The following is a 13,494-nucleotide window of genomic DNA, read 5'->3' as shown; positions in this document are numbered from 1 at the left end:
CTGGCCTGCATGCCCGTCGCCCGCATGCCCCTGGCGGTTGCGGCTCCCGCCGCCATATTCTGTGCCCATGACCGAGCGAACCATCCCACAGCATCCGCCCGCCATCCGGGTGGCCGGGCTGACCAAGCGCTTCCCCACGCCCGGCGGCGGGGAGGTGACGGCGGTCGACGCCATCGACTTCACCGTGCCGCGCGGCAGCGTGACCGGCCTTCTGGGCGGCAACGGTGCGGGCAAGACGACGACCATCTCGATGCTGCTGGGGCTTTTGCTGCCGACGGCCGGGACAGTGGAGATCCTGGGCGTCGACATGGCGCGCCATCGGCATGCCGTGCTTCCGCGCATGAACTTCTCCTCCCCCTATGTCGAACTGCCCCATCGGCTGACGGTGCGGGAGAACCTTACCGTCTATGCCCACCTCTACGGTTTGACATGCGTCAAAAAGCGCGTCCGAGAATTGTCCGAGCATCTTGACCTGACGCGTTTTCTCGATCGCCCTTCCGGCGGGCTGTCGGCAGGGCAGAAAACCCGCGTGGCACTGGCGAAAGCTCTGCTGAACGATCCGGATCTTCTGCTGCTGGACGAGCCGACGGCCTCGCTCGACCCCGATACCGCCGACTGGATCCGCACATATCTTGAGCGGTACCGCGCCCGCACCGGCGCCACCATCCTGCTCGCCTCCCACAACATGCTGGAGGTGGAACGCTTATGCGACGGCGTGCTGATGATGCGGCAGGGGCGGATCGTCGACCGCGGCGCCCCGTCCGCCCTGCTCGCCCGCTATGGCCGCCAGACGCTGGAGGAGGTGTTCCTCGACATCGCCCGCGCGTCCGACGGCGCGACGCTCCTGGCCGGGGAGGCCGCCGATGCCGCCGAATGACGCGACCGCTGCCCACCCGATCCCGCGGGCCGACTTCTCGCTGCGCCGGGTCGGCGCCATGGTGCTGCGCTATTGGTATCTGCTGCGCGGGTCGTGGCCGCGCATCCTGGAACTGGCCTATTGGCCGACCATGCAGATGATCCTGTGGGGCTACATCAACCAGTTCATGGCCTCGTCCAGCGGCGGCGGCAGCGGCTGGGTGGCGCAGGGGGCCGGCGTGCTGGTCAGCGCCGTGCTGCTGTGGGACGTGCTGTTCCGCGGCCAGCTCGGGGTGTCCATCTCCTTTTTGGAAGAGATGTGGTCGCGCAACCTGGGCCATCTGTTCGTCAGCCCCTTGCGTCCCGGCGAATGGGTGACGGCGCTGATGACCATGAGCCTGCTGCGCACCCTGATCGGCGTATTGCCGGCGGCGGCGCTGGCGATTCCCTTCTTCGGCTATTCGGTCTTCGCGCTCGGCCTGCCGCTGGCCGCCTTCTTCGCCAACCTGATCGTGCTGGGCTGGTCGCTGGGTCTGCTGATCGTGGCGCTGATCCTGCGCTACGGCATGGGGGCGGAGGGGCTGGCCTGGATCGTCGTCTTCATGCTGGCCCCGGTCAGCGCGGTCTATTATCCGGTCTCGGTCCTGCCGGCATGGCTGCAGCCGGTCTCGCTGGCCCTGCCTTCGGCCCATGTGTTCGAGGGCATGCGGGCGCTGGTGTTCGAGGGTGTCCTGCGCTGGGACCACCTGGCCTGGGCGGTCGGGCTGAACGCGCTCTACATGGCGGCCGGCGTGGCGGTGTTCCTGTACGCCTTCCGGCAGGCACGGGTGCGCGGCGCGTTGCTGCAAACGGGCGAGTGATCGGTAGATTATGCGCCCACCGTCGTCAGCGATCCCGGAGACCGCCATCATGACTGCCTCTGCCTCCCGCCCCGACCTGTTCGACCGGCTCGTCGCCGAGGCACGGCCGGACTGGTCGGCCTATGTCGACCACGCCTTCGTGCGCGGGATGGGCGACGGGACGCTGCCGCAGGAGTGTTTCCGCCATTATCTGGTGCAGGATTACCTGTTCCTGATCCATTTCGCCCGCGCCTACGCGCTCGCCATCTACAAGGGCCGCGACCTGCGCGAGATGCGGGCGTCGCTGAACGGGCTGAAGGCGATCCTGGACGTGGAGATGGACCTGCATGTCGGCCTGTGCGCCGGCTGGGGCCTGTCGGCGACCGAACTGGAACAGGCGGCGGAGGCCAAGGCGACGATGGCCTACACCCGCTATGTGCTGGAAACCGGCCTGCGCGGCGACCTGCTGGACCTGCATGTCGCGCTCAGCCCCTGCGTCATCGGCTATGCCGAGATCGGCCGGCGGCTGGCCGCGCTGCCGGGTGCCTTGGACGACGCCAACCCCTACCGCGTCTGGATCGCCGAATATGCGGGCGAGGCCTATCAGGAGGTGGCGCGGGCGGCGCGCGAGAATTTGGACAGGCTGGCAGCCGACGGGATGACGGAGGCACGCTTCCCCCGCTTGGCTACGGTCTTCCGGCAGGCCTGCCGGCTGGAAGCGGATTTCTGGGAAATGGGAATGACGCTGGCGGGGTGAGGGTCGGTAGTGGGGAAGAATCGGCTTCGAATGCCCCCGCCCCATCCCTCCCCCGCTTCGCGGGAGAGGGGGTAGGACGCTTGTCGGCGTTACGAATGTGCCAAAGCGGCGGCAGTTCCCTCTCCCTCGAAGAGGGGGAGGGTTAGGGAGGGGGCAGGAGGGGGCAGAGCACTGAAGCGCCCCCTCACCCCATCGTGTGCTCCAGCAGAATCTTCGCCCCCAGCCCGATCAGCACCACGCCGCCGGCCATTTCCGCCCAGCGGCCCAGATGCGCGCCGGCCGCGCGTCCAATCAGCACGCCGCCGAACGCCACCGCGAAGGTCACGGCGCCGATCAGCGCCGATGTCGTCACCATGTCCACATCGACCAGAGCCAGGCCCGCGCCCACGGCGGCGGCGTCGATGCTGGTGGCGACGGCGGTGGTCAGCAGGGCCAGCCATTCGGCGCGCATGCTGCGCACCGGACCGCAATCCTCTTCGCCCTCATCCTCGCCGTCCATGATGGCGTTGCGCAGCATCGCGCCGCCGACGGCCAGCAGCAGACCGAAGGCGATCCAGTGATCGACCGATTCAACGAGGCTGGCGAAGGCGATGCCAACGCCCCAGCCGACCAGCGGCATCGCGAACTGGCAGATGCCGAAGGCCGCGCCCACGCGCACCGCCTCGGGCAGGCCGGCACGGCGCGAGCAGGCGCCGCGGCCGAGTGCAGCGGCAAAGGAATCCATGGACAGGCTGAAGGCGAGCACGAGGGACGTGGCGATCATGGCTATTCCCGGGCCAGACAAACGCAGTGGAATCGGACGGACTCCGGCTGGCCGCGGAGATGCCCGATCCACTGGTCTCGCCGGGTCGGCCCGCTGGCCGCCGCGCGCGCCATGGCGGTAACGGCCGGAGGCCGGAACCATCCAAGTCTGTTGACGCGAACCCCGTCCGGTCCGAATGCCGGCGGGTGGCTACTCCCCAATGACGGCGGAAGTCCTACAGGGACTAGGGGCTTCGGTCAAGCGCCCGATTGCCGCAGGTGCGAATTGCGGCCGCGCAGGTAGGTGGCGGCCACCGACCGGTCGTCGCCCAGCGTCACCTGGATGAACAGCTCCTCCTCCAGGTCGCCGTCGACCGCCTTCATGCGATGTCGCATAGCCGGCGTGGCGGCCGGGTCGAGAACGACGAGGTCGGCCCAGCGGCCGGGTTCCAGGCTGCCGATCTCGTCGGCCATGCCCAGCGCCTCGGCATTGCCGCGGGTCATCCAGTGCAGTGCTGCGAGCGCCGGCAGGTTCCGGCGCCGCAGCTGCAGCACCTTGTAGGCCTCCGCCGCCGTGCGCAGCATCGAATAGCTGGTGCCGCCGCCGACATCGGTGGCGATGGCGGTGCGCACCGGCCGCTCCGGCTTCGACAGGGCGTCGAGGTCGAACAGGCCGCTGCCGATGAACAGGTTGCTGGTCGGACAGAAGACGGCGACCGAGCCGCTTTCCGACAGCCGGCTCATCTCCGCCTCCGACAGATGAATGCAGTGGCCGAACAGCGAGGTCGGACCCAGCAGCCCGAACCGGTCGTAGACGTCGGTGTAGTCGCGGGCGCCGGGGAACATGCGGCGCACCTCGGCGATCTCGTCGGTGTTCTCCGAAAGGTGGGTTTGCATATGGACGCCGGGATGCTCGCGCAGCAGCGCGCCCGCCGCCTCCAGCTGCGCCTCGGTCGAGGTGATGGCGAAGCGCGGGGTGACGGCATAGCGCTGCCGCCCCGTCCCGTGCCAGCGGCCGATGAGATCCTTGCCGTCGCGGTAGCCGCTCTCCGCCGTATCGGTCAGGGCGGGCGGGGCATGGCGGTCCATCATCACCTTGCCGGCGATAAGCCCGGCCCCGCGCGCCTCGGCCTCCGCGAAGAGGGCGTCGACCGACTGCGGGTGGACCGAGCCGTAGACCACCGCAGTGGTCGTGCCGTTGCGCAGGAGCTCGTCCATGAAGAAGGCGGCGTTGGCAGCGGCATGGGCCGGATCGGCGAAGCGCTGCTCCTCGATGAAGGTGTATTTCTCCAGCCAGTCGAGCAACTGGGCGCCGTAGGAGGCGATGACCTGGGTCTGCGGGAAATGGATGTGGGTGTCGATGAAGCCCGGCAGCACCAGCTTGCCGCCGTGGTCGTCGACCGCCACCCCCTCCGGCACCCGGCCGCGCAGATCGGCCCAGTCCCCGACCTCCAGAATCCGCCCATCGGCTCCCACCAGCAGCAGCCCGTCCTCGTGATAGCGCAAGGCATCGAGGTCGCCCGGCCCGGCAGGCGCGCGGTGAAAGCTGAGCAGGCGTCCGCGGATGGCGGCGGAAACAGGGGAGACGATGGACTGGTCGGGCATGGGGTTCCGGTTCGATAAGAAAGCTACGAGAGCGGGTTACTTAATGTCCCCGGACCATGCCGCCAACACCGCGCGTTCCCGGGGCGTGATTCCGGTGATGTTGGCGGGGGGCATGGCGCTGCTGAAACCGGCCTGCAGGCGGATCTGCTCGGCATGGCGGCGGATGCCGTCGCCTTCCAGCACCACGCCGCGCGGCGGGGTGGCGATGCCGTCCCACACCGGCTGGGCGGCGTGGCACATGCTGCAGCGGGTGGCGACGATCTCCTCGACCTGGGCGTAGCCGACCTTCACCGGCGCGGCCGCGGCCGTGTCGCCGCTGGCAGGCCCCATGGTGCTGAGCCAGACGCAGCCCAGCATGCCCGCGGCGGCCACGCCCCAGGTCCACCAGGGCGTCGGCTTGCCGGCATGGCGGCTGTTGAAAAAATGGCGGATCGCCGTGCCGACCACCAGAACCAGCGCCACCATCACCCAGTTGTAGCGGGTGGAGCTGACCAGCGGATAATGGTTGGACAGCATCAGGAAGACGACCGGCAGCGTCAGGTAATTGTTGTGCAGCGACCGCTGCTTGGCCTTCTTTCCAAGCGACGGGTCCGGCGTCTCGCCGCGCAGCATGGCGGCCACCGTCTTGCGCTGGTTGGGGATGATCAGCATGAAGACGTTGCAGGCCATCATGGTCGCCATCAGCGCACCGACCTGCAGCATGGCGCCGCGCCCGCTGAAGATCGTCGTCATGCCCCAGGCGGTCGCCACCAGCAGCACGAAGCCGGCGACCGCGAGCGCCCCATCGTTGCGGCCCAGCGGCGACTTGCACATCAGGTCATAGGCGACCCAGCCCGCCACCAGCACCGCGACGCTGATCGCCACCGCCTGCCAGTGGCCGAGCGCCATCACGTCCTGGTCGATCAGGAACAGGTCGGCGCCGCGGTAATACAGCACGCACATCAGGAAGAAACCGCTGAGCCACGTCGCGTAGGATTCCCACTTGAACCAGGTCAGCTCCTCCGGCAGCTGCGGCGGGGCGACCATGTATTTGGTCATGTGGTAGAAGCCGCCGCCATGGATCTGCCAGGCATCGCCCGCCGTCCCGGACGGCGCGCCTGCGCGGCGGCGCAGCGAGGCGTCGAGATGGATGAAGTAGAAGGACGATCCGATCCAGGCGATGGCGGTGATGACGTGCAGCCACCGCGCCAGGGCGTTGATCCACTCCCACAGGATGGGCTCCATCACGCGCACGCTCCTTCCGCTTAAGGTCCAGGCCGCTCAGGGTCCGGGCCGCTCTGGGTCCGGGACTGGACTCTCCGGCATGGAGTCTACGGCGATTGTGCGGGTGCGGAAAACCGCGCTCGTATCCCAACAGCTTCAAAAAATGGCGAAAGATCGAAGAGCAATCGGAAGGACGTTCAGGTCCGCCATTGCTCAAGGCCGCGGCTACAGGGCAATCCGGGTCTGAATGCCGTCATATTCGGCCCGCAGGTGACCGGCCTCGTTGCGCTCGATCAAGCCCGCGTCGGCCAAAGCCTGCACGTCGGCGTGAACATTGCTGTAATCGCGCTTCAGCGCCGTCGCCAAGGCCCGCACGCTCGTCGTTGGATGGCGGTGCAAGTGGCGCAGCAACTCCAACCGCTTTCCGGTCAATGTCCGGGCCAGCGTTTCCCAATCCGCGAAGTTGATCGAGCTTTCCGGCTCGACCGGTTCGCCGCGCTCCACCCGATGGACGGCATCCGCAACCTCCGCCGCCATATCCCTCAGGCTTTGGCCGACCGTGATCTTCAGATCCGTCATAGCGGTTCCCCTCTCAAGGTCTCGATATCCGCCAGGAAGTCGTTCAACAGGGTATCAATGTCGGTGAAGCAATAAGGCATTTCTTCCTTGCCGATGTGCTTGTGGTCTCCCTTGCCTCGTTCATTGTCATAAGCCACAAGACGCTCGCCATTGAGGCCATAATACAAGCTGTACTTGAAACAATGCTCGCTCGGCGGCACCGGGGCAGTCACGAGCCACACCCGGAACTGCACGATGGCACCATCGGGCAGCACCATCTTTCGATCGCGCAGAAGCGTGGCCTTGGTCATCCCGGCAGCATGTCACACACCTTCTATGGCTTCAATCACCATATGGTAATGAACACCTTATTTCCCGGCAATGTCCTCCCGATCCTCACCCCGCCAGTTCCGCCGGCACCGGAAGCTCCTCCCCCTCTTCGCGGCGGAGCATCCAGACCAGCCAGCGTTCGGTATGGATCAGGAGGCGCCGGGTCTCGATGCTGTTGCAGCCGCGGCTGTGTTCACGCAGCAGGCGAATGGCGCGGTAGATGGCGGATCGTGGATTGGCGGCGCGTTCCGGCACGGCGGCTTTCCTGGCGGGAGATGAAGTCCGCTGACACATAGCGGACCGCTCCGCAACCAAAGCGTGATCTTTCTTGGCTGCGGACCTGTTCCAGCGGCACCGGCCGGTCTCGGAATTGCGCAGGGCCGAAACAATAGCGCAAGTGGAATTGGCAGAAATTTCAAAAGCATGGCGCAAATTCAGTTTCTGCCCGTGACAAGCACCCATGTCACCGCCCTGCGCGCTCTTGTCCCTATCTGTTGCATTTATCCAGTGTTATATCTTTTGGCTTAGGCTCGGTGTCTGGCCGCCGTCGTCATCACAGTCGTCCGTTCGCGCGCCTGCACTTCGCAAGGATCGAATCCCCATGACCAAGCGCCTGTCCGCCGGCATCCTCGGGCTTTGTACCGCCCTCCTCTGCGGCCTGACGGCGGCCATGCCGGTCCGGGCGGAGGAGCCGGCGTTGCGCATCGGCATCGCCCCGCACACCAGCGCCCGCGTCATCGTCGAACAGTACCAGCCGGTGCGCCGGGCGGTGGAGGAGGCGCTCGGCCGGTCGGTGGAGATCGTGACGGCGCCCGATTTCACCGCCTTCGCCCGCCGCGCGGTCGACCAGGAATACGACGTCGCCGTCACCACTGGCCATCAGGCGCAGCTTCTGCGCAAGGACGCCGGCTATCTGCCGCTGCTGACCTACAAGGCGGACTTCCGCGCCGTGGTGGTGACGGCGGCCAAAGGACCCCATCAGACCGCGGATTCGCTGGCCGGCACCACCGTGCTGGGGCTCAGCCCGTCCTCGCTGGTGACGCTGTGGGGTCAGCGCTGGCTGGCCGACCGGACGCTGCCCAACATCCAACTCCGCTATGTCAGCGCCGCCGACAGCGTGGCCCAGCTGATCCTGGCCGGCGATGCGTCGGCCGGCTTCATGTCGCTCGCCAACCGCGCCAAGCTGGCGCCGGAGGTGCAGGCCCAGCTCGCGACCATCGCGGAAAGCCCCCCGATGGCCGGCCGCGCCTACATGCTGAACGGCAAGCAGGCGGCGCTGCTGGAGCCGCTGCGCAAGGCCCTGTTCGCCTTCGGCGCGACGAATGAGGGAAAGGCCTATTTCGACAGCAACCAGCTGGGCGGCTACCGTCCGGTCACCGACGCGGAGCTGGAGGCCATGGATCCGCTGGCGGACGAGGTGCGGAACATGCTGAAGGCCGGCAAATGATCCTGACCCGTCTGGCGCCCTGGAAGACCCTGCGCGGGCGCATGCTGGCCGCCGCGATGGCGGTCGAGGCGATCATGCTGACCCTGCTGGTCGCCAACAGCGTGCGCCTGCTCTACGGCAGCCTTGCCGAACAGGCCCGGCTGCACGCCGATCAGGTGGCCCCGGTGTTGAACGCCGCGTTGGTGGCGCCGCTCGCCCAGCGCGACTATGCGACCCTGCAGGCGGTCCTCGATGAAAGCCGGTCCACCGGCGGGGTGCTCTATCTCGCCGTCAGCGACAGCAAGGGAAAGCTGGTGGCGATCAGCGGCTGGCCGCAGGACCGCAAGCTGCCCGATCCCGATCCGTCCCTGTCGCTCGACGGCAAGGACGGCGTCGCCCGCTACGACGTGGCGGTGCCGGTATCGCTGGCCGGGCAAAGGCTGGGGGCGGTGCAGTTCGGGCTGGACCTGCTGCACATCGTCCAGGCGCGGCGCGACCTGCTGACCCAGGGCATCGCCATCGCCCTGTCGGAGATCCTGCTGTCGGCCGGGCTGCTGGCCCTGCTGGGCCTGTGGCTGACCCGGCATCTGGCGGCGCTGGCGCGGGCCAGCGAACGGGTGGCCGCCGGCGACTACAGCCCGCCGGAGCTGGCGGAGGGCGACGACGACATCGGCCGGTTGGGCGCCGCCTTCAACACAATGTCCCACGCCATCAAGGAGCGCGTCGACCAGCTGACCGTGGCGCTGGACGAGCAGGAAGCGCTCGCCCGCGACGTGGAGCAGGAACGCGCCCGCCTGTCGGCGCTGCTGTCGGCAATGGATTTCGGCGTGCTGTTCGTCGGCGGCGACGGCCGCATCGCCTATGCCAACCCGGCCTTCTCCGCCCTGTTCGCGGTCGCCGGCGCGCCGGTCGGCCACCGGCTGGACGAGACGCTGGCCACTGCCGGCAACGCCCCGCTGGACACCGACCACGCCCTGCTGTCGGCGGTGGATGCCGACGAGCGGCGCGAGATGACGCTGACCGACGGGCACATCGTCAGCTGGCACAATGTGCCGGTGCGCAACGCCGCCGGGACCGCCATCGGCAAGCTGTGGCTGTGCATCGACGTGACCGAGCCGCGCCGCGCCGCCGAACAGCTGCTCCAGGCCAAGGAGAAGGCGGAGGCCGCCAGCCGGTCGAAGACCGAATTCCTGGCGACCGTCAGCCACGAGCTGCGCACCCCGATGAACGGCGTGCTCGGCAACCTGACCCTGCTGGCCGACGGGCATCTTCCGGCGGAGGAGAAGCGGTTGGCCGGTGTCGCCCGCCGGTCCGCCGAGACGCTGCTGCGGCTGCTGGACGACATCCTCGACCTGTCGAAGCTTGAGGCCCGCCGCATCGACCTGGAGGAGGCCGACTGCGCCCTGCCCCAGCTGATCGACGGCGTGCTGGAGGTGCTGCGCCCCAACGCCGCCGACAAGGGGCTGGACCTGTCTGCCCGGCTGATGCCCTCGGTGCCGGAGGTGATCGTCACCGATCCGGCCCGCCTGCGCCAGATCCTGTTCAATCTGGTCGGCAACGCCGTGAAGTTCACCGAGGAGGGCCACATCGCCGTCCGCGTGCGCCGGCTGGACCGCGATCCCGACGACCTGATCGACTGCCGCCATCCGGACTCCTTCGCGCTGGAGTTCGAGGTGGAGGACACCGGCATCGGCATCGCCCCCGAATCGGTGCCCACGCTGTTCGACCGCTTCACCCAGGCCGACAGTTCCATCACCCGGCGCTATGGCGGGACCGGGCTGGGTCTGGCGATCTGCCGCGACCTTTGCCTGCTGATGGGCGGCAGCATCAAGGTCGACACCGCGCCCGGCCGGGGCAGTGTCTTCCGCTTCACCATCGTCGCCCGTCCCGGCGACCCGTCGGCCCTGCGCCGGGTCGATCCCTCGCAGTCCACGAGCGTCGGCGAAGCCGCCCGGGTCGCGGCATTGCCGCCGCTGCGCGTGCTGGCGGTCGACGACATCGAGGTCAACCGCGACATCGTCCGCGGCATCCTGGAACGTGCCGGCCACACCGTGGCGCTGGCCGCGGGCGGCGGGGAGGCGGTGCGCATGGTGCGCGAACAGCCCTTCGACCTCGTGCTGATGGACATCCAGATGCCGGGCATGGACGGGCTGACCGCCACCCGCCGGGTGCGCGAGCTTGCCGACCCCAAGGGACAGGTTCCCATCCTGGCGCTGACCGCCCACGCCTCCGGCAGCTCGCGGCCGGAATGCCTGTCGGCGGGAATGAACGGTTTCGTCACCAAGCCCTTGCGCCCCGCCGCCCTCTTCGCCGAAATGGCGTCGGTGCTGGGCAAGGCGGCACCCCCTGCTTCGCCGCTTGCCGGCTCCGCTCATCAACCCGCCCATCACACCGCTGCCCCGAAGGCTGCCATGACCGATACGCAAGATGTCCCGGACAATGCCCCGGACCCGGGCCTTCTGGACGAGGAACAGGTCTCCCTCCTGCTGGAGGTGCTGACCGCCGAGGACTGGAGCGCCTCGCTGGACGGTTTCGCCGACAACGGCCGTAAGACCATCGACAGCATGATCGCCCAGGCCCGTGCCGGAGAGCCGCATAACCGCACGGCCCACACGCTGAAGGGCACCTCGCTGAACCTCGGCGCGGCGGCGCTCGGCCGGCTGGCGAAGGAGCTGGAACACGCACCGTCCGCCGCGGTCCTGGCGCAGCAGGACCGGCTCTACGACCTGCTCGACCGCTCCCTGGCCGCACTGCGCCCCCGCCGGCCCCAGAATGCCTGAATGAGCGCCTGAATGGGCGTCTGAACGGGTAGGCAGGCGGCCGGACTTGCACCAACAGGCAGTCCCGCACCCCACGTTCGGACAGGTATGCACGGCACAAAAGCCTTCCTGCGGCGTTGTCCATCCAGGACCACGACCAGAGAGGCGACATGAGCGAGCTTGCGGACGATCTCGACCGGCCGACCGGACTGCGGACCGACAAGGTGCGCGCGACGGTGCGGGAACCCCTGACGGCGGCCGGCTTCCGGCCCATGGATCTGGGCGATGGCTGCCATGCCTGGTATCGGCGTTCCGACGACGGCAACCATGCGCTGATCTCGCACAACAACGCGCTCGACGGCGACCCGGCGATCAGGGACTGGATCGTCGGCCAGTACGGCGAACGCGGCGGCTTCGTCGAGGTCGGCGGCCTGCCGCTGTCCCGCGCGCTGGAAGGAGCAGACGTCCTGCCGTCGCCGGTTCGGCCGGACGGATCTGTGGTGGAGGCCCTCTATCCGTCCCTCCAACAGGCGCTTGATGATCTGGGGTGATAGTCCGGATGCAGCTTGCGGATGGCCCAATGGGCGATGACCAAGGTCAGGATGGACAAGCGGACGGCCGAACGGAAAAGCTCACGCCTGTTGCCGCATGGGACTTCGGTCCCCATCTGCGGCCTGACCTTCGCCCAGACCAGCAGCGAGCCGCATGTCCATGGAAGCCGATCAGTCCAAGCCCTTGCGCATCCTGCTCGTCGAAGACGAGCCGTTGGTGGCCATGGCCATCGAGGATTCGCTGGAAGTCCAGAATGTCGGCGTCATCGGCCCGGCCGGCACCGTGGCCGAGGCGCTGGACCTGATCGCCAAGGGCGGAATCGACGCGGCACTGCTCGACGTCTCGCTACGCGGGGAGCGCGTCGACAGCGTCGCCGACGCGCTGAGCGCGCAGGGCATCCCCTTCGTCTTCACCACCGGCCATGGCGCCGCCGGCCTGCCGAAGGGCCATCAGGACCGCCCCGTCCTGACCAAGCCCTTCCGCGAGGTCGAGATGACCGACGCCATCGACCGCTACTTCCGCGGCGCCGCGTGACCGTTCATCAGCCTCAACACGGGCAGCCTCAACCGGGGCGACCGTCGACGCGCGGCGCCAGCAGGACCGGGGCGTAGGCGACCAGATACAGGGTGAAGGCTGCGACCCAGCCATAGCCCGACCATTGCAGCGCCGCCCACACCCAGTCCACCGGCAGCAGCGGCGAGACGGTGCGGGCGACCGCCGCGACCGTCAGCAGCACATAGGCGGCAACCGTCACCCGCGTCACCACCAGCGGCCGCCCGGTGTGGCCCAGCGAGGCGCGGCTCATCACCGCCAGGATCAGCGTGGCGAAGGCGCCTACCGTCAGCGCATGGTTTCCCGCCGCGGCCGGCACGTCGGCAAACGCGTGCAGCCCGCGCAGCAGCAGTGCCACCGGCACCCACAGATACCCGACATGCAGGATCCACAGGATCGGCGAGCGCCAGGCCTTCCAGCCCTGCCAGCCGGCCAGCCGCGCGGTATGGGCCACGGCAGCGGCAAGCGCGATCAGCCCGGCGACCGCCGACTCAGGCGCCGCCATCGTCGCCGGGATCAGCGCCAGCGTCAGGACGAGGGTCGCCCGCTCCACCAGCGGCCAGGACCGCACGCCAAGACCGGCCCGGCCCAACCCGTTGCGGGTGAAGGCCGGCAGGATGCGCCCGCCGATCACCGTCACCATCATCAGAACGATGCCGAGGCCGAGCGCGAAGCCGGCCTCCACCCCGCCGTCCAGCAGGCCCAGCCATTCCAGATGGATCAGCAGGTTGGCGGTGGTCAGCAGCCCCAGCAGGATCAGGAAGGCGCTGTTGCGCCACTTGCCGGCGGCCACCAGCGGCCGTGCGAGCGCCACGCCCAGCGCCGGCAGGAAGGCGATGTCGATCACCGCCGCCACCGGTTCCGGCACGCCGGCCCAGGGGAAGACGGCAACGCGGCCGGCCATCCACACTGCTGCGAGCGCCATCAGCGGAGCGCCCGCCACCGCCTTGGTGCCGGTCCAGCTCGGCACGGCGGTCAGCAGGAAGCCGGCGACGGCGGCGACCACCATGCCGAACAGCATCTCATGTGCGTGCCAGGCGCTGGCGCCGGCAGCATGCTGCGGCCATTCCCCGGTCACCAGCACGGCCAGCCAGGCGCCAAGCAGGCCGACGGCGGCCACGCCGCTGAACAGGAAGAAGAAACGGAAACCATATTGGAACAGGATCGGGATCGCGGGGCCGTCGTCGCGGCCGGCAAGACTGGGTGAGGACATGAACGGGGACTCCCCAAAACGGATGCTGCGGTGCAGGATTGACCGCCAGCGTGAGCCCGGAACCCCGTCCCTGCCTTGACGAAAATCAAACGCATTCGCAAGCT

At 68.5% G+C, this 13,494-nt stretch carries 14 protein-coding genes and 1 riboswitch; of the genes, 7 read left to right on the top strand and 7 right to left on the bottom strand.

The window, feature by feature from the left end:
* Positions 1 to 67 precede the first annotated feature (67 nt).
* Genes VD964_RS23590 through tenA form a run of 3 tightly spaced genes read left to right on the top strand, consistent with a single transcriptional unit; the run spans position 68 to position 2,451 of the window.
* Complete coding sequence (locus VD964_RS23590) at positions 68 to 877, top strand: ABC transporter ATP-binding protein (protein ID WP_324870937.1); 810 nt, start codon at positions 68 to 70, stop codon at positions 875 to 877.
* Positions 864 to 1,715 (top strand): ABC transporter permease, encoded by an 852-nt coding sequence (locus tag VD964_RS23585; protein ID WP_324870936.1) that lies wholly within the window; start codon positions 864 to 866, stop codon positions 1,713 to 1,715. The genes VD964_RS23590 and VD964_RS23585 overlap by 14 nt, the downstream gene beginning before the upstream one ends.
* Before the next feature lie 49 nt (positions 1,716 to 1,764).
* Complete coding sequence (tenA, locus tag VD964_RS23580) at positions 1,765 to 2,451, top strand: thiaminase II (RefSeq protein ID WP_324870935.1); 687 nt, start codon at positions 1,765 to 1,767, stop codon at positions 2,449 to 2,451.
* A 184-nt stretch (positions 2,452 to 2,635) separates the two neighbouring features.
* Here the strand turns inward: tenA and VD964_RS23575 are convergent, their stop codons facing one another.
* The 6 genes from VD964_RS23575 to VD964_RS23550 all read right to left on the bottom strand — a co-directional run bounded on the left by VD964_RS23575 (position 2,636) and on the right by VD964_RS23550 (position 7,143).
* Entirely contained in the window at positions 2,636 to 3,214 is a 579-nt protein-coding gene (locus tag VD964_RS23575) for a manganese efflux pump MntP family protein (protein WP_324870934.1), read from the bottom strand.
* Between the two features lie 83 nt (positions 3,215 to 3,297).
* A riboswitch (yybP-ykoY riboswitch) is annotated at positions 3,298 to 3,424 on the bottom strand.
* 26 nt (positions 3,425 to 3,450) lie between these two features.
* Positions 3,451 to 4,797, bottom strand: coding sequence for a guanine deaminase (gene guaD / locus VD964_RS23570; RefSeq protein WP_324870933.1), 1,347 nt, complete (start codon positions 4,795 to 4,797; stop codon positions 3,451 to 3,453).
* A gap of 36 nt (positions 4,798 to 4,833) precedes the next feature.
* Positions 4,834 to 6,021: a urate hydroxylase PuuD gene (locus VD964_RS23565; protein WP_324870954.1), complete on the bottom strand. Its 1,188-nt coding sequence runs from the start codon at positions 6,019 to 6,021 to the stop codon at positions 4,834 to 4,836.
* Positions 6,022 to 6,225: 204 nt separating this feature from the next.
* The gene (locus VD964_RS23560) at positions 6,226 to 6,579 is read right to left on the bottom strand and encodes a MarR family transcriptional regulator (protein WP_324870932.1); all 354 of its coding nucleotides are present in this window, start codon (positions 6,577 to 6,579) and stop codon (positions 6,226 to 6,228) included.
* The gene (locus VD964_RS23555) at positions 6,576 to 6,869 is read right to left on the bottom strand and encodes a toxin-antitoxin system TumE family protein (RefSeq protein ID WP_324870931.1); all 294 of its coding nucleotides are present in this window, start codon (positions 6,867 to 6,869) and stop codon (positions 6,576 to 6,578) included. The genes VD964_RS23560 and VD964_RS23555 overlap by 4 nt, the downstream gene beginning before the upstream one ends.
* Before the next feature lie 85 nt (positions 6,870 to 6,954).
* On the bottom strand, positions 6,955 to 7,143 hold the full coding sequence (locus VD964_RS23550; RefSeq protein ID WP_324870930.1) for a hypothetical protein: 189 nt from the start codon (positions 7,141 to 7,143) through the stop codon (positions 6,955 to 6,957).
* A 346-nt stretch (positions 7,144 to 7,489) separates the two neighbouring features.
* On the opposite strand from VD964_RS23550, the gene VD964_RS23545 reads away from it, so the two are divergent.
* The 4 genes from VD964_RS23545 (at position 7,490) to VD964_RS23530 (ending at position 12,159) form a co-directional block, all read left to right on the top strand.
* The gene (locus tag VD964_RS23545; RefSeq protein WP_324870929.1) at positions 7,490 to 8,335 is read left to right on the top strand and encodes a phosphate/phosphite/phosphonate ABC transporter substrate-binding protein; all 846 of its coding nucleotides are present in this window, start codon (positions 7,490 to 7,492) and stop codon (positions 8,333 to 8,335) included.
* Positions 8,332 to 11,094 carry a hybrid sensor histidine kinase/response regulator gene (locus tag VD964_RS23540; protein ID WP_324870928.1) on the top strand — a complete coding sequence of 921 codons (2,763 nt, stop codon included), beginning with the start codon at positions 8,332 to 8,334 and terminating at the stop codon, positions 11,092 to 11,094. Before VD964_RS23545 ends, VD964_RS23540 begins: the two co-directional genes overlap by 4 nt.
* A gap of 149 nt (positions 11,095 to 11,243) precedes the next feature.
* Positions 11,244 to 11,624 (top strand): hypothetical protein, encoded by a 381-nt coding sequence (locus VD964_RS23535; RefSeq protein WP_324870927.1) that lies wholly within the window; start codon positions 11,244 to 11,246, stop codon positions 11,622 to 11,624.
* Positions 11,625 to 11,778: 154 nt separating this feature from the next.
* The gene (locus VD964_RS23530) at positions 11,779 to 12,159 is read left to right on the top strand and encodes a response regulator (protein ID WP_324870926.1); all 381 of its coding nucleotides are present in this window, start codon (positions 11,779 to 11,781) and stop codon (positions 12,157 to 12,159) included.
* Positions 12,160 to 12,187: 28 nt separating this feature from the next.
* Here the strand turns inward: VD964_RS23530 and VD964_RS23525 are convergent, their stop codons facing one another.
* Complete coding sequence (locus VD964_RS23525) at positions 12,188 to 13,390, bottom strand: NnrS family protein (RefSeq protein ID WP_324870925.1); 1,203 nt, start codon at positions 13,388 to 13,390, stop codon at positions 12,188 to 12,190.
* Positions 13,391 to 13,494: the final 104 nt, after the last annotated feature.

The organism is Azospirillum sp. (genome assembly GCF_035628975.1).
In the GTDB taxonomy this organism is placed as follows: domain Bacteria; phylum Pseudomonadota; class Alphaproteobacteria; order Azospirillales; family Azospirillaceae; genus Azospirillum.
This window is presented reverse-complemented; position numbering and strand designations above follow the sequence as displayed.